This window comes from Marinobacter sp. UBA5687, from assembly GCF_002420325.1.
GTDB lineage: Bacteria > Pseudomonadota > Gammaproteobacteria > Pseudomonadales > Oleiphilaceae > Marinobacter > Marinobacter nauticus.
Genome location: NZ_DIHV01000123.1, coordinates 1 through 20858 on the forward strand (window position 1 = coordinate 1; position 20858 = coordinate 20858).

Genomic DNA, 20858 nt, shown 5'->3' on the forward strand with positions numbered 1-20858 from the left:
AGCTTCAAGATTGTACTCATACCCACCCTGACGAGCCCGCCTCATGGCCCGGCAGTGGGCCTCGGCACTGATCTGGCCGGCCTTTGCCATCACCTTGATTTCGGCAGCACTCTTGTACAGGCGCATATCGTGCAGCAGGTGCTCCAGCGCCACCAGCTCCCCGGGCGGATGCGCACCAGAACGAACCTTGCTGCGAATCACCTTGAGCCAGTCCATCACCCGGTTATCGAATGCCGGATCCTTGCCCAGCGGATAGTAGACCCGGCTGCGGCCTTCAATCATGCCGGGCAGAATATCGTCGATATCCGCAATGGGGAAAGCATCGTCGAAGCCGTAACGTTCGATGGCGCCCTCAGGGCCCACCAGAAAGCCATCCCAGAGCTCTTTCTCCGGATTCCTCTCCTTGCAGAACAGAACCGCTTCACCATGCTCGCGGCCTGGAATCAGGGCCAGCACCGCTTCGGGCTCGCCGAAGCCGGTCAGGTACTGGAAATCGCTGTCCTGACGAAACGGGTGCAACACATCACGGTTACGCACCCGCTCCGGCGCCGCAGGCAGAATGGCGATGCTGTCCGGGGCCATCCGGTCCATCAACTTGCGACGGCGCTCGGCAAACTCTTTCAGGGGAATGGTCACAGCCATGATAGCTCCTGATCAGTGCAGGGTGGGCGATTCGCCGGCCGGTTTCTCCGGCTCGTTGAATTCGGTGAACACCGCCAGCGCGCCAAGGCGCACGTACTCCGTAATCTCAAGCAGTTGCTGTTCACTCTCGTCGTCAGATTCTTCGTCTTCTGACAGCTGGCTGATGGCCACCATATCCTCAATCAGCTCACGGATCTCGTCCGGGGCCTGGCCAAGGGAGGCGCCCGCCGCCAATGCCATACCCTCCAGAAAGCCTCGCACCCAGGCCACCAGGGCTTCCAGTCGCTGCTCAATGGCGTAGTCGTCGTCTGGCAACAAAGGCTGAAAACTCATATCAGAGGACTGCAATTGCTTGAGCGTTTTGCCGTAGGCGCTGTTCATGAAAGGGGCAAGATCGTCCGACTCTTCGGCTGCCCCTTCAGCCAGCCCCATGTGTTCACAAACCATGGCCAGCCATTCCGGCTCTTCAATACGGGAGCCTGCCGCCAGTCGACCACAGAGCACGCCATGCAGCTCAGAGGGGTGGCTGAACGCCTGGTGTGCGGTAAATACATTGGCCCAGCGTTCAAATTCAGCCGCACGGGCGGCGGAGGTATCGGTTTCGGACATGAAGCTGCCGTTTCCTTAAATCGGTGGTGTAGGTTCAGATACGCGCCGGGGCTGCGCCCCATTGAATACCGTATCCTAGCATTCTGGGGAAATCCTGGCACGAATACCCGGGCAGACGGGGTTGCTTTTCTCTTGAGCCAGATTAAAAATGTTATAACATATCAACTAAGGACAGAGGTACCTCATGCACAGAAATGCCCCATCTCGTATAATCGTGGTAATGGCAAGTGCCATACTGGCTCCGCTGCCCGCGAGTGCAGCGGATAACCCCGGCGCCCACCAACACGGTCATGCTGAACTCCAGATTGCCATAGACACCAATAGCGCCGACGTATTCCTCCGTTCCCCCGCCTACAATCTGCTTGGCTTCGAGCACCAGCCACGCACAAAGCAGCAGCACCAGCAACTGGCGGATCTGGAACAGTGGGCGGCGTCGACACCCCTGATTAACATTGAGGATGGCAGCTGCAACGTGGAAGAGGCCATCTTTCACAGTTCATGGCCCAAGGCAAGCAGTCACCAGGAAAGCCATGCGCACGATCGTGAACACCATGAGCATGAGGATCAGGACAACAGAGAGCACGGCCACAGCGATATCGAAATTACCCAGTCGCTGACCTGCGACGGGCTCGCCGACCACCAGACACTGGCCACACCGCTGATGGACCGCTTTCCGGCATTGGAGCACCTGGATGTTCAGTGGATCGGCCCCGGCGGCCAGGGCGCCACAAGACTGGAAGCCGGCGAGCAGCAATTCCGGATTGGCCGATAAACCGCTACTCGGTGTAAGGTTCTACCGACTGCGCCACCATGGAATAAGAAGAGGTACCGAGGTCATTCTCGGTGCGCTCAATCACCAGCTCCCCCTCGATCCAGACCGGGTCGTAAAGAGCCTCCAGCGTAAATCCTTCCCGGTATTTTACGTGGATGATCTGGTTTGGGGGTGGTGGCGGCACATGGATGCAAGCGCCGTAATAGGGCACCAGGAAGAACTCGAGAATGCGCATATCGTCCGTGGTTTTCAGGGGCACCACAAAGCCCGGAATCCGGCCCTCGACGTTGCCCATTTCAGGGACCACCCGCCCGGTCATGATTTCGTCTGGCAACAATGGTGGGCCATCGCCCTCGTGTTCAATTTCCGGCATAGTCTCGAGCAGCGCGAGATCTTCAGCCGGCATCAACTCCAGCCAGTCGATCTCCCGAGTTTCGGCGCGGGCCACCTGGGAAACCAATAACAACAATCCCAGTCCAAGGCAGGCAAGCCACTTGCGGGACAGAACATCAGTAAACATCAACACGGGCTCTCCAAAAAACCAGATCAGCAACCGGCGCCATCATACAACGGCGAACACGATACGGATATGAACAGCGAGACAGTACAACCGCCTGACGGTTCCCACCAGGACAATCTGGCCATTCACACCCGCGATCTGCATTTTCGATGGCAGAACCAGTCCCGCGAACTGGCCTTCCCCGATATTCAACTGCCGCGGGGAGAACACCTGTTCCTGCACGGGCCCAGTGGTACCGGTAAAAGCACGCTGCTGGGACTACTCTCAGGCATGCACACCCCCACCCGTGGCAGCCTGCAGCTGCTGAATCAGGAACTGACCACCATGAAGGCCGGCGCCCGGGATCGACTGCGTGCCGATCACATGGGCGTCATCTTCCAGCAGTTCAACCTGGTGCCCTATCTGAGCGCCCTGGCCAATGCACTTTTGCCTTGCCGGCTATCAAATCTGCGCCATTCGCGCGCGATACCCTCCGCCACCGAAGCCGCCCAACACCTGTTGACACAGCTGGCCATACCTCAAAGCCACTGGCACCAGGGCGTGACCCGGCTATCGATTGGCCAGCAGCAAAGAGTGGCCGCGGCCCGCGCGCTGATCGGCGCACCGGAAATCATTCTTGCGGACGAACCCACCTCCGCCCTGGATACCGACAATCGGGATCGCTTTCTTGAACTGCTGCTAACACTGGCCGAACGCAGTAACAGCTCAGTGGTGTTTGTCAGCCATGATCAGTCACTGGCCGGGCATTTTCATCATCACCTGGCACTGGAGGTGGCGCCATGAACAAGCTGAAACTCACCGTCTTCCTGTCCGCAGCCAGTCTGTGGTACCGACGCCGGGTACTGGCCCTGGTGTGCCTGACCCTGACCCTCAGCATAACCCTGCTGCTTGGCATCCAGTACCTGCGCACGGAGATCCGCCAGTCCTTCACCAGCACCATCAGCGGCACCGACCTTATCGTGGGGGCCCGCAGTGGTCAGCTGAATCTGCTGCTTTACACGGTGTTTCACATTGGCGATGCCACCAATAACATTCGCTGGTCCACCTATCAGTCCATGACTGAGGACAGCCGCATCGACTGGCTGATTCCGATTTCCCTGGGCGACAGCTACCGTGGTTACCGGGTTGTCAGCACCAACGAGCAGTTCCTGGCCCGCTTCCGCTATGGCAACGACCAACCGCTGACCCTCGCCAGCGGAGACTGGTTTTCTGACCTGTTTGACGTGGTGATCGGCGCCGGCGTGGCACGGCAGCTTGACCATAAACTGAACGACGACCTGGTCCTTTCCCATGGCGGTGGCCGCACCAGCTTCTCGAATCACAAGGACCTGCCATTCCGGGTATCCGGCATTCTCGCGCCAACCGGCACGCCCGTCGACCAGGCGGTTTACATCAGCCTTGAAGCCATGGAAGCCATGCATGTGGGCTGGGAATCCGGCGTGGCCATCCCGGGCCGGACCCTGTCGGCCGACCAGGCCCGTAACCGGGATTACACACCGGGCACCATCACCGCCGTGTTCATTGGCCTGGACCGCCCGATCCTCACCTTCCAGGTTCAACGGGAGCTGAACCAGGCCCGCGAGGAACCTCTGTCGGCCATCCTGCCGGGTGTGGCCCTGAGCGAGCTCTGGAGGATGATGGGGCAATTTGAAAAAGCCCTGCTGGGCATCAGCGGCTTTGTCGTGATCACCAGCCTGGTGGGACTGATTGCGGTTTTGCTCACCCTGCAAGCCCAGCGGCAACGGGAGATTGCCGTTTTGCGAGCGACCGGAGCTTCACCGGGGCTGATTGCCGGCCTGTACAGCCTGGAGTGCGTCGGGCTTGCCCTGGCCAGTTGCCTGTTCGCCCTGCTGCTCGGCGCTGCCGCCATCGCCGGCCTCAGCCCCTGGCTACTGGAACACTACGGACTGCAAATCCGGCTTCGGCCGCTGGCCCGGGAGGAGTGGCTGTTACTGGTGGCAGTGCCGCTCTCTGCGTTGGCAGTGTCCGCCCTGCCCGCACTGAACACCTGGCGAGCAGGCCGACAACAGGGGTTCGGGGCACAGGATTCCAGCTGAACTGACGCAAAAGGTGACAGGCCTCACGGCGGGCACGCCATGACAATGCGGTAAATTGACCGGTCTGGCGCGCGCACTTATAGTAACTCTCATCAAAATCACCGATGTTGGGCAGGTCATGGAACAGTCCGAAGTACAGGCATTAGCGGACAAGCTGGACAAGCTGATCGAGCGCTGCGACAAGCTGGAGAAAGACAACGCCCTGCTAAGGGAGCTGCAGGACGACTGGAACCGGGAACGGGCCCAGCTAATGCACAAAAACGATCTTGCCAAAAACAAGATTGAAGCCATGATCGGCCGTCTTCGGGCACTGGAGCACCACTGATGTCACAGACCCCAACCACCGTGGAAGTCAGGATTCTCGACAAGGAATACCTGGTGGCCTGTCCGCAGGAAGAGCAGGAAGCCCTGCTGCGTGCGGCCCGGCATCTGGACACCAAAATGCGTGAAATCCGCTCCAGCGGTAAGGTATTCGGTACCGAGCGCATTGCCGTAATGGCCGCCCTGAACATCACCCATGAACTGCTGGAGCGCGACACCATGTCGGACGCCACCAGCAGCATCCTGCGTGCCATGGATAACCGGCTTGATGAAGCGCTGGGAGAGCCTTCGGGCAACTGATCCGGAAAGAATCCGGAAACGGGGTTGCAATCCTCCCCGGCCCTGCCCGTATAATGGAACCAACTTCCTGGGCTGTTCGCTGGTCGGGTACGTCCTCGAGCCGATGCGCATTACCCAGGTGGCTACTTCAGGGCATTGTGAGCATGTCCCCCAAGGGGGAAAGCCTAATATGTCACAGCGGCCACCGACCTTGAACTTCTGGGTTCAAGGGCTACATCCGATAACGGCAGCCCGGGAAGCTTTTCACCGTTACTCCGATTGCGACTTCCTGAATCTCAAGTGCAGCAAAGCGTCCTGAACCTCCTGGTTACCGAACCGCTCATCGAACAACAGTCCAGACCACACTGAGTCGTCCGACCTGGCCTGATCCTTTCGTTGCTGGTACAGCGAATCCCAGCGTTCCAGGTACTGATAGGCCAGCTCATCATCCGGGGCCACCTGCTCACCCCGGTAGTACATCAGCCCGAGGTACGCCAGGGCGGCCATGTTCTCCTCCTCCGCCGCCATCTCCAGAAGCTGTCGAACTTCTTCTGCATGAACCTCAGCCTGACCGGCGTAATACATTGCCTGTCTATAGCGCGCATTTGAGACAGCTTGACGCAGATTATCCGGCACATCGGCAACCGGCATAAACACAAACCGCTCGCGAGCTTTCGCAGCGCTCTCATCCCGGCCATCCTGCTGCAACTCTCGCGCCAAAAGCAGCTGTGCGGGCAGGTGGCCCTTATCAGCGGCGCGCCTCAGCCAACCTACAGCATCCACCAGACTGGGCGGAATACTGGCCAGCCCCTGACTGTAGATCGCACCAAGTTTGTAGGCCGCCTCCGCATCCCGGTAAGCCATGCTTTCCAACAGATCCAAGGCTCGGCGATGCTGTTCTTCGGCCATACCCGGCAGGCTCGAGAGATAGATATCGGCCAGCAAGTGCTTGGCCCGATCGTCTTCCCGTTCTATCTGTTCGAGACGCGCAACGGCCAGACCCACCTGCATCGAGCGCCCGTCTTCGGGATTCAGATACAGGTGAGCCAACCAGAGATTCGCCTCTTTCTCGCCCCGGTCGGCCGCACGCTCCAGCTGATCGAGCGCCCCAAGATAATCAGCCTCGGAACGCTGCTTTCCGCGAGCCAGCGCCACACCTCGGGCCAGCAGTGCTTTCGGGTAGTTCTGATCGGCCGACCGTTGCAGCCATTGCTCTGCTTCGGCAGGGTTAAACCAAGGTGAATCTGGCGCTCCGTATATTTGGGCTATCATGTACTGGGCGCGGGCGCTGCCTTTATCTCCGGCATACCGGTACCACGCTACCCGGCGTTGCGCACTGGGATCCACCAGGGCCGGATACAATGTAGCCAGGTAGCGCATGGTGCCTGCATCGGTGTCCGGACGACTTGCGCGCCATACCTCGTCTGCACTCTGGAGAATAAACTCGCCTTCCTCATCCAGACAGGCCCAGGCAGATACCCTGTCCCGGGTGTCGGGGCCGCAGTATTCAGCCAGAGCCCGGTGATGAAACAGATTCGAAGCATTATCTACCTCACCGATTTCGGGGATCAGTGCCACCGCCTGTTTGCGATCCTGCTCGACCAGCTCCCCGGACCAATAGATCATCGCGAGATCAATCAAGGCTCGCGGATAGTCCGCCGCACGGAGAAGCACTAACGACCTGGACACATCACGGTTTTCTGCCTGCCCTCGCCGATAGATCTCGGCCAACAAATGCCGCGCTTCGCGCTCGTAGACCGAAAACGGTTTCTGAAGCTCTCGCTCCAGCAACTCGGCAGCTGCCCGCTCATCCGCTGGCCCGCCCAGGCCAAGATACGTCAAGCGAGCCAGTTCATAGCGCGCCCGACTGCTTTCATAACTCTCGGTCTCACCGTCAAGGTAACTCTGGAGATGGTGGCGGGCACCGGAATATTCAGCAGAAGCCAACGCACGAACACCCACCCGGTAAACCTCGGGGGATCCGGTCGCGCAACCAGACAAAGCAACAATCAAAACCGCAGGAAGCAACAGGCGAGCGTATCGGGGGAAATCCATGGCAGAATACAGCCTCTGAAAAAACAACGGACTGCAGACTAGCAGAATTTTAACGGGGCGTTATTGATGTGATACAACATAGGCCGAATTCACGACGCAGCAGCAGGTAATCGCCATCTTGAATCCGCATCATCAAGCAAGGACGTTTGACGCCGGCAATGATCGGGCCTCACGCCGCCAGCTCCGCCAAACTCTTCGCCAGAAACGGAGAAGCCTGTCGTTTGAAGAACAGCGGCAAGCTTCCGAACGTCTCGCCCTTAACCTGCTGAGGCACCCCGACCTGCACCGGGCACGCCACATTGGCATCTACCTGGCCAACGACGGCGAAATTGACCCGTCCCTGTATATTGATCTGGCTCGCAAAAAAGGCATCCGGTTCTACCTGCCCATTCTGCACCCGATCTACACGGGCAAGCTGGTTTTCAGCCCCTATTTTGATGGAGTGCAACTGACGGCAAACCGCTTCGGCATTCCAGAACCCCCGTTCCCGCGCTCAAGACGCAAGCCGGCCTGGGCACTGGATGCAGTGCTGTTTCCATTGGTAGGGTTTGACGAAACCGGAGGGCGACTGGGTATGGGCGGCGGCTTCTACGACCGAACCTTCGCGTTCAGCCGAATCAGGCCCTGCATGGCACCAAAGCTGGTTGGCCTGGCCCACGATTTTCAGCGCGTGGAACAGTTGCCAATTGAGCCCTGGGATGTGCCTTTACACGGTGTGGTAACGGATAAGCGTTGTTACCGTTTCAGACCCTGATTGGCAGACAGAACATAGCCTACTGCAGATGCTTCGCGGTCGGCACGCTTGTCCTCAGACGCCTGAATGGACGTAAAACCCGTAATCACAAGGCCGACAGCAAAGATGAGCACAATGGCACGAATGATGTCAGGCTTGCTCCCCATTTCTTGGATTCCCGTTATTCTTTCATTCAATTGGCAGGAAAATCAGACAACTATTACTGATTCGCAGAATTAGACGAAAGACTAACACGTAACTTGATTTTTACAATTTTTGACAGATTACCGTTATGTAAGAGTTGTGGCGTTCCACCCTCAGGTGGAACGCCCGTTGCCTGCTCCCAAAAACAGCCGATAGGCCTCGTTGTCAGTCATGTTTTCATAACGAAAACCGACCTTGTCGAGCATGCCCTCAAAGTCCGCCACCTCATTGTCCTCAACCTGCGCGCCCAATAGCACCCGACTGTAGGCCGCACCATGATTGCGGTAGTGGAACATGGAAATATTCCAGCGCGTTCCCAGCGACATCAGGAACTTCAGCAAAGCGCCCGGCCGCTCCGGAAACTCGAACTGGAACACCTTTTCGTTGGTAATCGTCGGCGCATGGCCCCCGACCATATGGCGAATATGCTGCTTGGCCAGGTCGCTGTCGGTAAGGTCGACCACCGAGTACCCGCTTTCCCGAAGATCCTGCACCAGTTCTTCCCGGCCATGTCCGCCAGCGGCAATCTGGATCCCCACGAAAATGGTGGCGTTCTGAGCATCCGCATAGCGGTAGTTGAACTCGGTGATGCTGCGCTTGTGCAGCGCATTGATGAACGTTTTGAACGCGCCCGGTTTCTCCGGGATCGTTACCGCCAGAATCGCCTCGCGCCTCTCTCCCACTTCGGTGCGCTCGGACACATAGCGCAGTCGGTCGAAGTTCATGTTGGCACCACTGAGGGTGGCGATCAGGTTTTCATCCTCGATCTTTTCCCGCTCGATGTACTTCTTGATACCCGCTACACCCAGAGCACCTGCCGGTTCGGCAATGGAGCGAGTATCTTCAAACACATCCTTGATGGCCGCACAGATCTCATCCGTGGACACTGTGATCACTTCATCTACGTGATCCTTGCAGATTTCCCAGGGATACTTACCGATCTGTTTGACCGCCACGCCATCGGCGAAGATGCCCACCTCATCCAGCACCACACGCTCACCGGCCTTCATCGCCGCCTGCAGACAGTTGGAGTCTTCCGGCTCCACACCAATCACTTTGATTTCCGGGCGCAGATACTTGATATAGGCTGCCATGCCGGCAATCAGCCCGCCGCCACCGACACAGATGAAGATGGCATGAATCGGCTTGCTGAACTGCCACATGATTTCCATGGCTACAGTGCCCTGACCGGCGATGACGTCCGGGTCATCGTAGGGCGGGATGTAGGTGTACCCGTGTTTCTGGATCAGCTCCTGGGCGTGGGCCGCAGCCTCATCAAAAGCATCGCCCTTGAGAACCACCCTGGCACCATGGTCGCGAACTGAGCGTACCTTGATCTCCGGGGTCGTCTGGGGCATCACGATAACGGCTTTGATACCCAGCTTCTTGGCGGCCAGAGCCACGCCCTGGGCATGATTGCCAGCGGAGGCGCAGATAACTCCCTTGGCCTTTTGTTCTTCCGACAGCTGAGCAATCCGGTTGTAGGCGCCGCGAATCTTGAAGGAAAACACCGGCTGAAGGTCTTCACGCTTGAGCATAATATTGTTGCCAAAGCGCTTGGAAAGACTACGGGCTTCAGTCAGGGGTGTTTCGATGGCCACGTCGTAGACGCGCGCATCGAGTATCTTCTTGATATAGCGTTGCGGCATGATGGTTCCGGTTGCTGGTGAGTGATCAGGAAAAACCCACAGTGTAGAAAGTTTGCACGCTTGCCGTCTATAAGCAGAGTTGCTGCAGGCGTATAATAGTGCCCAAATTCAACGCAAACCTCCGGGAGCCCCCCATGACCCAGGACGAACTGAAACAAGCCGTTGCCAAAGCTGCAGTGGATCACATCGCCCCTCACCTGGAACCGAGCAGCATTGTCGGGGTGGGCACCGGCAGCACCGCCAACTTTTTCATCGACTATCTGGCGGAATACCGCAACGACTTCGACGGCGCCGTCGCAAGCTCCGAGGCAACCGCCGAACGACTGAAAAAGCACGGCATCCCGGTATACGACCTCAACGCCGTCAACGAAATCGAGTTTTACGTCGACGGTGCCGACGAAACCAACGAGAGCCTGGAACTGATCAAAGGCGGTGGCGGTGCCCTGACCCGGGAAAAGATTGTGGCCGCCGTCGCCAAGACCTTTATCTGCATCGCCGATGAGTCCAAGCAAGTAGGCATCCTGGGAGAATTCCCGCTGCCCGTGGAAGTTATCCCCATGGCCCGCAGCCATGTCGGCCGCGAGATCGTAAAACTCGGGGGCGATCCGGTTTACCGGGATGGTTTTGTCACCGACAACGGCAACATCATCATCGACATCCACAACATGGATATCTCCCGCCCGCTGGTGGTGGAAGAAAAACTCAATAACATTGTCGGCGTTGTCACCAACGGACTGTTCGCGCGCCGCCCGGCCGACCTGCTGCTGCTCGGCACCCGTGACGGCGTGAAAAGCATTGTCCGCGGTGCATAAACCCCAGTAAGGCACTCCGCCTGACAAGCTGGCCATTCGGGCCAGCTTTTTTATTGTCTGAACAAAACTAAACCAAGCGCTTGCTTGGTGACCAGGGTTGCGCGACACTCACCTTATCGCAAAACAAGAACACAGGGAGCCAATCCGTGTCTGACTACTTCAACGAAACCCATGAACAGGTGCGCCAAACCGCCCGGAAATTCATCGAAACCCACGTACGGCCACACATCGACGACTGGGAAGAAGCCGGCGAATTCCCCCGTGAAATCTATAAACTCGCCGGCGACGCCGGACTGCTGGGTATCGGTTTCCCCGAAGCTCTGGGCGGCATCGGTGAAGGCGACATTTTTATGAAAGTCGCGGTTTCCGAGGAACTGATGCGATCCACCTCTGGCGGCTTCGTGGCCAGTATCGGCTCCCTGGATATCGGCCTGCCGCCGGTGGCCAAGTGGGCCAAAAAAGACATTCGCGAACAGATCGTGCCGCCCGTCCTGCGCGGTGAAAAAATCGCCGCCCTGGCCGTAACCGAACCCAGTGGCGGCTCCGACGTCGCCAACCTGAAAACCCGTGCCGTAAAAGACGGCGACCACTACATCGTCAACGGCAGCAAAACCTTCATCACCAGCGGTATCCGCGCCGACCATTACACCGTCGCCGTGCGCACCGGGGGCGAAGGCCACGGCGGCATCAGCCTGCTGCTGATCGACAAAGGCACCCCAGGCTTCACCACCGGCAACAAGCTCCGGAAAATGGGCTGGTGGGCCAGCGACACCGCCGAACTCTTCTTCGAGGACTGCCGGGTACCGGCCGACCGCCTGATCGGCGCCGAAAACGCCGGCTTTATCGCCATCATGAGCAACTTCCTGGCCGAACGCCTGAGCCTGTCCATCATGGCCTACATGACCGCCCAGATCGCCTACGAAGCCGCTCTGGATTACACCAGACAACGCCAGGCCTTCGGCCGCCCCGTTGCCGGCTTCCAGGTAACCCGCCACAAGCTGGTGGACATGGCCACCCAGATCGACATCGCCCGGGAATACACCTATCGGTGCGCGGCGCTGATGCAGGCCGGTAAAAACCCCATTAAACAGGTCGCCATGGCCAAGAATTTCTCTGTGGACGTATGCGAAAAAGTCACCCGCGAGGCGGTGCAGCTGTTTGGTGGTATGGGATATATGCGGGAGTCAGTGGTGGAGCGGCTGTACCGGGATGCCAAGATTCTGTCCATTGGCGGCGGCACGACGGAAATCATGAAGGAGTTGATAGCCAAACAGATCAGGCTGTGACCAAGGTTTAGTTTCGAATGGCAAGAGACTTCCGTATAATTGCGCCCACTTTTTAAACGCAGTTAAACGAACCCTAACGTACCAGGAAGGATCGCACATGCAATTCGACAACATCCCCGCTGGCAAAAACCCGCCAGAAGACATCTACGTTGCCATCGAAATCCCGGCCAACAGCTCCCCGGTCAAGTACGAACTGGACAAAGACATGGGCGCCCTGCTGGTTGACCGTTTCATGGCCACTCCGATGTTCTACCCGGCCAACTACGGCTTCATCCCCCACACCCTGGCCGACGACGGCGACCCACTGGACGTCCTGGTGGTCACCCCGTACCCGGTGCAGGCTGGCTCGGTTATTCGTTGCCGCCCGGTAGGCGTACTGAACATGGAAGACGAAGCCGGTGGTGATGCCAAACTGGTAGCCGTGCCCCACGACAAGCTGACCCAGACCTACCACAACGTTCGTGAAATCGAAGACCTGCCGGAACTGCTGCGTGATCAGATCCGTCACTTCTTCGAGAACTACAAGACTCTGGAGCCCGGCAAGTGGGTGAAAGTGCAGGGCTGGGACAACGCTGCAGCCGCCAAGAAAGCTATCGAAGACGCCATCAACGCCTACAAGGGCTGATCACGCTTCGAACATAAAAAAGCCGGGCAAGTCTAACGACTGCCCGGCTTTTTTGTGCCTGAGCCAAAGCTCAGACAACGGCGCTTATCAGCCCCGCGACAACAGGTCCCGCATATCACTGATCGCAGCATTCGCCCGTGACAGATAAGCCGCCATGGTCAACGAATGGTTGGCCAGCACACCGAAACCACTGCCATTGAGAATCACCGGACTCCACATGGAAGCCTGGGTGCCCTCCAGTTCGATAATGATCTGCTTTACGCTCGCCATGGCGTTCTTGTCCTGCAACACCTTCCGGAAGTCCACTTCCACCGCCCGGAAAATATGCAGCAACGCCCAGGCACTGCCTCGCGCCTCGTAAAAGACATCATCAATTTTGGTCCACGAGGTTTTGACATCCTCGCCACCGGTCTCTTCCGCCAGAGGATCATCCGGATTCAGATTAGCCACGGCATCCGACACCGACGCCTTGCCCACGCTTTCGCTGAGCGTGCGGGACAGGCTACCCAACCGGGTTTCCAGATCCGCCAGCCAGTTGTTCAGGTTATCCGCCCGGGCAAAAAACTGGGCGTCCGCCTGGGCCGGATCGGACAGGCGATTCAGATAGCGCTTGAGCGCATTGATACCACGCCGGTACTCGTTCTCGGTCGATGGAATGGCCCAGCTTTCACTGTCAAAGTGGAACTGGGGCTCGGCAATGGTCAGATCCGGGTCTTCCGCTGACTGGCTCTGGGAACGACTGATATCCTTACGCATCGCCCGGGAAAGATCCCGCAACTGGACCAGCACGCCATATTCCCAGTTCGGCATATTGTCCATCCACAGACCGGGAGGCGCGATGTCGTTGGAAATATAACCGCCGGGCTTATCCAGCAGGGTCTCGGCAATACGGATCATGGTGGCGGTGGAGGCAAAACCGGTCACCGGCTCCCTATCCATGGTGCTTGCCAGCGTACGGGTGTGATCACGTACAGAAAAGGTATCTGGCTCACTGCTCCAGTAGATACCCAGAACCATCGCAATCAGCAGGTAGACCACCAGCAAGGCAACCACCAACTTGCCAATAACACCGCTACCGCCGGTGTAATCCTGCACATCGTCTTTCTTGTCCCTGAAGTACTGTCTGATCTTGCCAGGCATAAGACTCCTGATCTCCTGTTGATTACGTGTCTGCGGCAAATGGTCTGCCAAGATGGTAGCCCATGGCGCCGTCAATACCCAGTCTACAGAGTACCGAGTATTCCGCCGCGGTTTCTACTCCCGTAGCGTACACCTTCACCCCCCGACTATGGGCAATACCCACAACCGACTCCAGCCAGAACCGGTTTTCATCATGACGGTCCAGGTTGTGGATGAAGCTGTGATCAATCCGAACGGCCCTGAACGGCAACCGCTTGAGATAACTGAACGGCACACCGCCCACGCCGAACCGGTCCACCAATACCGGCACCCCGAGGCGAGACAACTCCCGCACCAGGGCACTGACCGCTTTGCGGTGGTGGTGAATGGTCACTTCCGCAATGCCCACCCACAAACGAGCAGCTACGCCCCCAGCCTGAGCAAGCATGGCCACCAGATTGTCTCGAAAGTCCTTGCTGGCTACCGAACTGCTACCCAGTGAGACCGCCAGCGCGCGTTCCGGATGACGTTCAAGACACTCCAGCGCGCGGGCAATCAGCATTCGGTCGATGTCTGCCAACAACCCCAGGCGTTCTGCCACAGGCACGTACAACCCGGCTTTCAGAGCACCCTCTGCGGTATCAATACGGGAGAACACCTGATAATGGACCAGTGACTGATCGTTACCATGCACCATTGGCTGGAGCCAGAGCGACAGGCTATCTTCCCGAATCGCCTGAGCAATAATGGTGCGCCAGGTCTCCATATTATGATGGTTCTCAACACCGGAATCGGGAAGCAACAGGCTGCAGGACTCCTCTCGTTGCTGGGCGGCCCGGAGGGCTTCATCCGCGGCGGCCAACAAGGCTCTGACACCTTCATCAGGCCTCGCCACAGCCAGGCCCGCATGCACATGGGCATCCATCGGGGCGGAAAGATCGGAGTAAATGCCATCCAACTCCTGCACCAGCTGCTCGGCCCAGATACGCACATCCGCTGCCGAAGCCCCGGGCACAAACACGGCGAATTCCGCGCCGGTTCTGCGCCCGGCGAAGGATTCAGCATGGCGGGCAACAAAGGCACGGATACCGGCAGCAACCTGACGCAGCAATCGGTCCCCCTCGTCCCGGCCATAGGCCAGATTGTAATCCGCGAAGTAGGCCAGCTGGAGCATGATCAGAACACCGGGCGCCGATTTTTCTTCCGATTCCACTTCCACCTTCATGCGCTGGTCAAAGGCGCTGCGGCTTGCCAACCCGGTCACCGGATCTTCATTGTTCACACGCCGCAAATGCTGGATAAGCTTGCCCTGCCCCTCGAACAACTGTCCCAGATCATCCGCCATCTGGTTCATGGCTTCCGTCACCCGGTTCAGCTCCCGGGTGGAGCGAATACTCACTCGCTTCCTGAAATCCCGCTGGCCAAGGGCCCGGGCCTGGGCCTCCACCTCTTTCAGAGGCTTCAATGTCCGCCGGAGTAGCAAAAACAGCCCCAGCAAGCCTCCAGCGGCGATCACCAGGGCGGATAGCACCAACCCCAGGGTAATACGCCAGAGATCGTCATAGGCCCGGCCCGGATGACTCACCACACGCACCTTACCCAACCGGCTCCAGCCCCTGACCACCTCCGCTTCCGCCTCCGGCAAGGGCAGCGCAGCCAGGGAGACAAACCATTCCGGTGCACGATTAGCCTGCAGCGGCATGCGCCGACCGGCAATCATCTCACCATCGTGCCCCAGATATTCGACAGCCAGGTAACGACCACTGTCGAATACCGCATCGATCAGTGACGCCGAGGCGACCGGGTCAGCGCCGTCAATGGCATTGGACAGCGAAAGCCCGGTTGCAGTGGCTCCATCGCGAGCATGAGCCGTCAGCTGATCGGCAACATAGTCCCGAAAATAGCCATAACTGGTCACGAACGCGACTACCAGAGTTAGTGTCAGCAGAGTGCCGGCGAACAGCAACAGCAGGGTCTGCAAGGTAATCTCCCCTCGCTGCCTGCGGGTAGGAAAGTTGTCGAGCATCCCTGCCATCACATCGGGGCTCCATCAGAGAAACGAGTATCAGGTTGGCTGTGACCCGGGCCGCAGAGTTGACAAACATTTACATAGCGCAACCTACGCCCACAACATTAAACACTATAGACTCTACACAAGGACCATAAAGCCTCTGTATAACTCATAAATGGCAAAAATTCGCGCAGACGGATATCGCGATCAACAATTGGACAGACAGGCCGGAGCACCATGAACGACGAAAGCCAGAAAGAGAAACTCAGGCAGCATTTCGCCCGCCGTGTCACCACCCAGGCCCGGGTGGTGCTTGATACCTGGCAGAAAATCCGCGACGACCGCAGTCAGGCGCCAGCCCATCGGGAAGATCTGATTGCCGCAGCCGACAAACTCGTTCGTTATGCCCGGCGTTTCGAAATGGACAGCCACGCGGCTGCCGGCGAGCTGATCCTGTCCCTGTTGACCGACTGGCATCAGGACACCCCCCTGGACGATGCCAAAGCCAAGGCCCTGGAAGATGCCACCGAAAACCTGCGCCTATCCACCCAGCGTCGCACCGACCAGGACACCTCCAGCGCGCCCCAGCAGTATCGTCGAACACCAGTTTATATTGCCCTGTCGAACGAAGAGATGGCCTCACGACTGATCCGGCAACTGGAATTTTTCGGTTTTCGCGCTTCCGCCTTCAGCGCATCAGCAGACCTGATTGAGGCCTGTGCGCTCAGCAAACCGGAAACCATCCTGATGGATGTCAGCTTCGGCGGCAGAGATAATGACGGCATTGCGACCGTGGAACAGCTGCAGGAGCAACACGACACTCCGATCCCCATCATTTTTGTCAGCGACGAGGATGGCAGCATTGAAACCCGGTTACGGGCCTCACGCTGTGGCGGGGAGGAATTCTTTTACCCGGCGGTGGATCCTGGCCAGCTGATTGAAAAAATCGAAACCTATACCCACGGCAACACTGTCGAGCCCTACAAGGTGCTGGTCCTGGACGATTCCCGGGCCCAGGCCAAATACATGGAAACGGTATTGAAAAAGGCGGGAATGACCGCTCACATCATCACCGATCCGATGCAGATCATTCATGCCCTGGAGGAGTTCTCACCAGAAATCATCATCCTGGACATGTACATGCCCGGCTGCACCGGCATGGAGATTGCCCGTGTCATCCGCCAGCAGGATCGTTTCCACAGTGTTCCCATCATTTACCTGTCGGCGGAAGAGGACGTCAGCAAACAGCTGCACGCCATGAGCCTGGGCGGTGACGACTTCCTGACCAAGCCCATCGATCCCAAGCACCTGATTGCGACCCTGCACAACCGGGGTCGGCGGGCCCGCTCACTGCTGGCACTGATGATCCGCGACAGCCTGACCGGCCTGTTCAATCACACCCACACCCTGCATCTGCTGGAGCAGGAAATCGTGCGTGCGCGCCAGAAAGATCAGCCCATGTGCTTTGCCATGATCGATATCGACTTCTTCAAGAAGGTAAACGACACCTTTGGCCACCCGATTGGCGACCGGATTCTGCGCAGCCTGTCCATGTTCCTGAAACAACGTCTGCGCAAGACCGATCATATTGGCCGCTACGGTGGAGAAGAGTTCGCCATCATCCTGCCGAACACCCGCCCGGGCGATGCCCGCAATGTCCTCAACGAAATTCGTGAGCGCTTCTCCGAGCTCACCCAGCAGGCCGGCGACCGGGAATTCAATGTCACCTTCAGTTGCGGTATTGCCGACTGGCAGGGTGAAACCGCCCAGGCCCTGTGCGAGCGCGCAGACCGCGCCCTGTATACCTCCAAGGAGCACGGCCGCAACTGCGTGACCCTGGCTGAGACCTGACCTTCCGGGCCGGGCAATCGCCCGGCCCATGAAACCAATGTCGAATACCGACATTCACCGCCATGATCAACAATGATTGTCATCAACGAAATGTCATCGCGTGACAGCAGGTTGCTGTGTAACCTTTTCAGAGCAATGGACAACCGGCAGGATTGTCAAAAAGTGTTGATCTGGGGATAACAAGCACGCACCATTGGGGTAACGTGCCGTCATCTTCGGCGATCCTGTTAAAAAACCATCAAGGCAGACAGAACCATGTCGACCATTCTTGTGCTCCACGGCCCGAACCTGAATATGCTCGGAACCCGAGAGCCCGAGGTCTATGGCCACGAGACCCTGGCCGATATAGACGACCGCTTGCGCAGCAAGGCGGCTGAGAAAGGCCATCATCTGTTACACCTGCAGTCAAACGCGGAATATGAATTGATAGAAAGAGTGCATGAAGCCAGGGCTGAAGGGGTGGATTTCATCATCATCAATCCCGCCGCCTTCACCCACACCAGCGTGGCCCTTCGGGATGCCATGCTGGCGTCGGGCATTCCCTTTATTGAAGTGCATCTTTCAAACGTGCATGCGCGGGAACCTTTCCGCCATCACTCTTATTTTTCAGATATCGCCGAAGGCGTTATCTGCGGGCTGGGCAGCCAGGGCTACGATCTCGCCCTGAAAGCGGCCCTGCAAAGAATTCACCGATAGAACACAGAAACGGGACTGGAATAGTTATGGATATTCGCAAAATCAAGAAACTCATTGAGCTCCTTGAGGAATCAGACGTCGAAGAACTGGAGATCCAGGAAGGCGACGATTCGGTTCGCATTTCCCGCCGTCGCGAGCCCGCCGCCGGTGGACATTACGTCAGCCATTACGCGGCACCAGCCCCCCAGGCCGCTGCGCCGGCTCCGGCACCCGCGGCTGATGCCGCCCCGGCTGCGGAATCCTCGGCTCCGGCAGCCCCCTCGGGGCACGCCGTGAAATCCCCGATGGTTGGCACTTTCTACCGTGCGCCGTCCCCCACCGCCAGCTCCTTTGTTGAAGTGGGCCAGAAAGTTAACGTGGGTGACGTGATCTGCATCGTTGAAGCCATGAAAATGATGAACCAGATCGAAGCCGACAAGGCCGGTACCGTTACCGAAATCCTGGTCGAAAATGGCCAGCCGGTTGAGTTTGACCAGCCCCTGGTCGTCATTTCCTGAATTCGGTGATTGCTAACCATGGCCATGTTAGAAAAAGTTCTGATCGCAAACCGCGGTGAAATCGCCCTGCGTATTCTCCGCGCGTGCAAGGAGCTGGGCATCAAGACCGTTGCGGTACATTCCCAGGTAGACCGCGACCTGATGCACGTTCGCCTTGCCGACGAATCTGTCTGCATTGGCCCGAACAGTGCCACAGACAGCTACCTCAATATCCCGACCATCATCAGCGCCGCTGAAGTGACCGATTCCGTGGGCATTCACCCGGGTTACGGTTTCCTGGCCGAGAATGCCGATTTTGCCGAGCAGGTCGAGAAGAGCGGCTTCCGATTTATCGGCCCTCGGGCAGAGACCATCCGCCTGATGGGTAACAAGGTGTCCGCCATCGAAGCCATGAAAAAGGCCGGCGTACCCACCGTTCCCGGCTCCGACGGCCCCCTGACGGACGACGACGAACGCACCCTCAAGCTGGCGAAACAGATCGGCTACCCGGTGATGATCAAGGCGGCCTCTGGTGGTGGTGGCCGAGGCATGCAGGTGGTGCACTCTGAAGCCGCCCTGCTGAAAGCAGTACAGATCACCCAGAGCGAAGCCAAGAATGCCTTCGGTGACCCTACTGTGTATCTGGAAAAGTTTCTGGAAACCCCACGCCACGTGGAAGTCCAGGTGCTGGCCGACATGCACGGCAACGTCATCCATCTGGGTGACCGGGACTGCTCCATGCAGCGCCGCAACCAGAAGGTCATTGAGGAAGCGCCGGCGCCAAACATCAACCAGGAATCCCGCGAGCGAACGCTTAAGGCATGCGTGGATGCCTGCAAGGAAATCGGCTACGTTGGCGCCGGCACCTTCGAATTCCTGTATCAGGACGGCGAGTTCTACTTCATTGAAATGAACACGCGGGTACAGGTTGAGCATCCGGTCTCGGAGATGGTCACTGGTGTGGACATTGTGCGCGAGCAGCTGCGTATTGCCAGCGGTCTGCCACTGCAATACAGCCAGGACCAGATCCACATTTCCGGCCATGCCATTGAATGCCGGATCAACGCCGAAGACCCGAAAACCTTCGTGCCCAGCCCTGGCAAGATCAGTCATTTCCACGCTCCTGGCGGCAACGGCATCCGCGTGGATTCCCACCTTTACAGCGGCTACACCGTACCGCCGTATTACGATTCCCTGGTGGCCAAACTGATTACCTGGGGCGACGACCGGGAGATCGCCCGCCGGCGCATGAAGAATGCACTGGACGAGATGCTGGTCGAGGGCATCAAGACCAACCAACCCCTGCATCGAAAACTGGTACGCGATGGTGGCTTTAAACAGGTAGACTTCACCATCCACTACCTTGAGAAACTGATGCGGGATTAACCATGCCCTGGATACAACTCCAGATTCCAGCTGATCCGGACACTGCGGATCAGCTGGAAGATCTGTTAATGGAAATGGGCGCCGATGCCGTTTCCATGGAAGACGCCGCCGACCAGCCGCTGTACGAGCCCGACCCGGGCACCACACCCCTCTGGAGCCAGACCACCGTCACCGGCCTGTTCCAGTCTGACCGCAATATCGAACAGTTACTGGCGGACATTCGCGACGCCTGGCACCAGCAGACCCAGCAGTCTCTGGCTGACATTGACGTTACCCTGGTGGAAGACAAAGACTGGGAGCGGGCCTGGATGGACGACTTCCACCCGCTGCAGTTCGGTGAACGCCTGTGGATTGTGCCCAGCTGGCACGAGGCGCCAGACCCGGACGCTGCCAACCTGCTGCTGGACCCGGGCCTCGCCTTCGGCACCGGCACCCATCCCACCACCGCCCTGTGCCTGGAATGGCTCGACAGCCAGGATGTCGCGGGCAAGCAGGTGACCGACTACGGTTGTGGCTCCGGTATTCTTGGCCTGGCCGCCCTGTTGCTGGGTGCAGAACATGTGGTTGGCGTGGATACCGATCCACAAGCTCTCGAAGCCAGCCGGGACAACGCCCGCCGGAATGGCGTTGAAGACCACCGCCTGGATTTGTACCTGCCCGGCAACGACCCGGACACCCGGGCCGACATCATGCTGGCCAATATCCTGGCCCAGCCACTGATCGGCCTGGCTCCGAGACTGGCCGAACTGACCAGG

At 58.4% G+C, this 20858-nt stretch carries 22 protein-coding genes and 1 other RNA gene; 15 read left to right on the forward strand and 8 right to left on the reverse strand.

What is annotated here, in order from left to right:
* Together B3Y70_RS13140 and B3Y70_RS13145 are read right to left on the reverse strand one after the other, a co-directional pair.
* Positions 1 to 642: aminopeptidase P N-terminal domain-containing protein (locus B3Y70_RS13140; RefSeq protein ID WP_288589934.1), on the reverse strand; the 642-nt coding region annotated here is incomplete at its 3' end.
* 12 nt (positions 643 to 654) lie between these two features.
* A complete protein-coding gene (locus B3Y70_RS13145; RefSeq protein ID WP_288589936.1) occupies positions 655 to 1251 on the reverse strand; it encodes a UPF0149 family protein in 597 nt (198 codons plus the stop codon).
* A gap of 184 nt (positions 1252 to 1435) precedes the next feature.
* Between B3Y70_RS13145 and B3Y70_RS13150 the strand changes: the two genes are divergently transcribed.
* The gene (locus B3Y70_RS13150) at positions 1436 to 2023 is read left to right on the forward strand and encodes a ZrgA family zinc uptake protein (protein ID WP_273030493.1); all 588 of its coding nucleotides are present in this window, start codon (positions 1436 to 1438) and stop codon (positions 2021 to 2023) included.
* Positions 2024 to 2027: 4 nt separating this feature from the next.
* On the opposite strand, the gene B3Y70_RS13155 is transcribed toward B3Y70_RS13150, so the two are convergent.
* On the reverse strand, positions 2028 to 2543 hold the full coding sequence (locus B3Y70_RS13155) for a DUF3299 domain-containing protein (protein ID WP_222449063.1): 516 nt from the start codon (positions 2541 to 2543) through the stop codon (positions 2028 to 2030).
* 69 nt (positions 2544 to 2612) lie between these two features.
* On the opposite strand from B3Y70_RS13155, the gene B3Y70_RS13160 reads away from it, so the two are divergent.
* The 5 genes from B3Y70_RS13160 to ssrS all read left to right on the forward strand — a co-directional run bounded on the left by B3Y70_RS13160 (position 2613) and on the right by ssrS (position 5463).
* Positions 2613 to 3326 carry an ABC transporter ATP-binding protein gene (locus B3Y70_RS13160; protein WP_286895246.1) on the forward strand — a complete coding sequence of 238 codons (714 nt, stop codon included), beginning with the start codon at positions 2613 to 2615 and terminating at the stop codon, positions 3324 to 3326.
* Positions 3323 to 4600 (forward strand): ABC transporter permease, encoded by a 1278-nt coding sequence (locus B3Y70_RS13165; RefSeq protein ID WP_286895247.1) that lies wholly within the window; start codon positions 3323 to 3325, stop codon positions 4598 to 4600. Before B3Y70_RS13160 ends, B3Y70_RS13165 begins: the two co-directional genes overlap by 4 nt.
* A gap of 118 nt (positions 4601 to 4718) precedes the next feature.
* Entirely contained in the window at positions 4719 to 4925 is a 207-nt protein-coding gene (locus tag B3Y70_RS13170; protein WP_011786845.1) for a TIGR02449 family protein, read from the forward strand.
* Positions 4925 to 5221, forward strand: a complete 297-nt coding sequence (locus B3Y70_RS13175; protein WP_011786846.1) for a cell division protein ZapA — start codon at positions 4925 to 4927, stop codon at positions 5219 to 5221. Before B3Y70_RS13170 ends, B3Y70_RS13175 begins: the two co-directional genes overlap by 1 nt.
* Positions 5222 to 5282: 61 nt before the next feature.
* A non-coding RNA gene (gene ssrS / locus B3Y70_RS13180) (6S RNA) lies at positions 5283 to 5463 on the forward strand.
* A gap of 7 nt (positions 5464 to 5470) precedes the next feature.
* Here the strand turns inward: ssrS and B3Y70_RS13185 are convergent.
* Positions 5471 to 7255, reverse strand: coding sequence for a tetratricopeptide repeat protein (locus tag B3Y70_RS13185; RefSeq protein WP_286895251.1), 1785 nt, complete (start codon positions 7253 to 7255; stop codon positions 5471 to 5473).
* A gap of 118 nt (positions 7256 to 7373) precedes the next feature.
* On the opposite strand from B3Y70_RS13185, the gene B3Y70_RS13190 reads away from it, so the two are divergent.
* The gene (locus tag B3Y70_RS13190; protein WP_014422703.1) at positions 7374 to 8009 is read left to right on the forward strand and encodes a 5-formyltetrahydrofolate cyclo-ligase; all 636 of its coding nucleotides are present in this window, start codon (positions 7374 to 7376) and stop codon (positions 8007 to 8009) included.
* Here B3Y70_RS13190 and B3Y70_RS13195 read toward each other — a convergent pair.
* Together B3Y70_RS13195 and ilvA are read right to left on the reverse strand one after the other, a co-directional pair.
* Positions 7991 to 8155 carry a hypothetical protein gene (locus tag B3Y70_RS13195; RefSeq protein WP_022993092.1) on the reverse strand — a complete coding sequence of 55 codons (165 nt, stop codon included), beginning with the start codon at positions 8153 to 8155 and terminating at the stop codon, positions 7991 to 7993. The genes B3Y70_RS13190 and B3Y70_RS13195 overlap by 19 nt on opposite strands.
* Before the next feature lie 150 nt (positions 8156 to 8305).
* Entirely contained in the window at positions 8306 to 9841 is a 1536-nt protein-coding gene (ilvA, locus tag B3Y70_RS13200) for a threonine ammonia-lyase, biosynthetic (protein WP_153740524.1), read from the reverse strand.
* Between the two features lie 134 nt (positions 9842 to 9975).
* Here ilvA and rpiA point away from each other — a divergent pair, with 134 nt between their 5' ends.
* The 3 genes from rpiA to ppa all read left to right on the forward strand — a co-directional run bounded on the left by rpiA (position 9976) and on the right by ppa (position 12564).
* Positions 9976 to 10653, forward strand: a complete 678-nt coding sequence (gene rpiA / locus B3Y70_RS13205) for a ribose-5-phosphate isomerase RpiA (RefSeq protein WP_286714503.1) — start codon at positions 9976 to 9978, stop codon at positions 10651 to 10653.
* Between the two features lie 146 nt (positions 10654 to 10799).
* Complete coding sequence (locus tag B3Y70_RS13210; protein ID WP_286895254.1) at positions 10800 to 11939, forward strand: acyl-CoA dehydrogenase family protein; 1140 nt, start codon at positions 10800 to 10802, stop codon at positions 11937 to 11939.
* A gap of 97 nt (positions 11940 to 12036) precedes the next feature.
* The gene (gene ppa, locus B3Y70_RS13215; RefSeq protein ID WP_014422707.1) at positions 12037 to 12564 is read left to right on the forward strand and encodes an inorganic diphosphatase; all 528 of its coding nucleotides are present in this window, start codon (positions 12037 to 12039) and stop codon (positions 12562 to 12564) included.
* Between the two features lie 87 nt (positions 12565 to 12651).
* Here the strand turns inward: ppa and B3Y70_RS13220 are convergent, their stop codons facing one another.
* The gene (locus B3Y70_RS13220; protein WP_286714501.1) at positions 12652 to 13704 is read right to left on the reverse strand and encodes a DUF2333 family protein; all 1053 of its coding nucleotides are present in this window, start codon (positions 13702 to 13704) and stop codon (positions 12652 to 12654) included.
* A gap of 22 nt (positions 13705 to 13726) precedes the next feature.
* Positions 13727 to 15718: a bifunctional diguanylate cyclase/phosphodiesterase gene (locus tag B3Y70_RS13225; protein WP_288589938.1), complete on the reverse strand. Its 1992-nt coding sequence runs from the start codon at positions 15716 to 15718 to the stop codon at positions 13727 to 13729.
* A 213-nt stretch (positions 15719 to 15931) separates the two neighbouring features.
* Between B3Y70_RS13225 and B3Y70_RS13230 the strand changes: the two genes are divergently transcribed.
* The 5 genes from B3Y70_RS13230 to prmA all read left to right on the forward strand — a co-directional run.
* Positions 15932 to 17545 carry a diguanylate cyclase gene (locus B3Y70_RS13230; RefSeq protein WP_286714500.1) on the forward strand — a complete coding sequence of 538 codons (1614 nt, stop codon included), beginning with the start codon at positions 15932 to 15934 and terminating at the stop codon, positions 17543 to 17545.
* Between the two features lie 255 nt (positions 17546 to 17800).
* Positions 17801 to 18241: a type II 3-dehydroquinate dehydratase gene (gene aroQ, locus B3Y70_RS13235; RefSeq protein ID WP_011786855.1), complete on the forward strand. Its 441-nt coding sequence runs from the start codon at positions 17801 to 17803 to the stop codon at positions 18239 to 18241.
* Positions 18242 to 18267: 26 nt separating this feature from the next.
* Positions 18268 to 18738, forward strand: a complete 471-nt coding sequence (accB, locus tag B3Y70_RS13240; protein WP_121207727.1) for an acetyl-CoA carboxylase biotin carboxyl carrier protein — start codon at positions 18268 to 18270, stop codon at positions 18736 to 18738.
* An 18-nt stretch (positions 18739 to 18756) separates the two neighbouring features.
* On the forward strand, positions 18757 to 20103 hold the full coding sequence (gene accC, locus B3Y70_RS13245; protein ID WP_011786857.1) for an acetyl-CoA carboxylase biotin carboxylase subunit: 1347 nt from the start codon (positions 18757 to 18759) through the stop codon (positions 20101 to 20103).
* 2 nt (positions 20104 to 20105) lie between these two features.
* Positions 20106 to 20858 (forward strand): 50S ribosomal protein L11 methyltransferase (prmA, locus tag B3Y70_RS13250; RefSeq protein WP_288589937.1); only part of this gene is annotated, 753 nt, incomplete at its 3' end.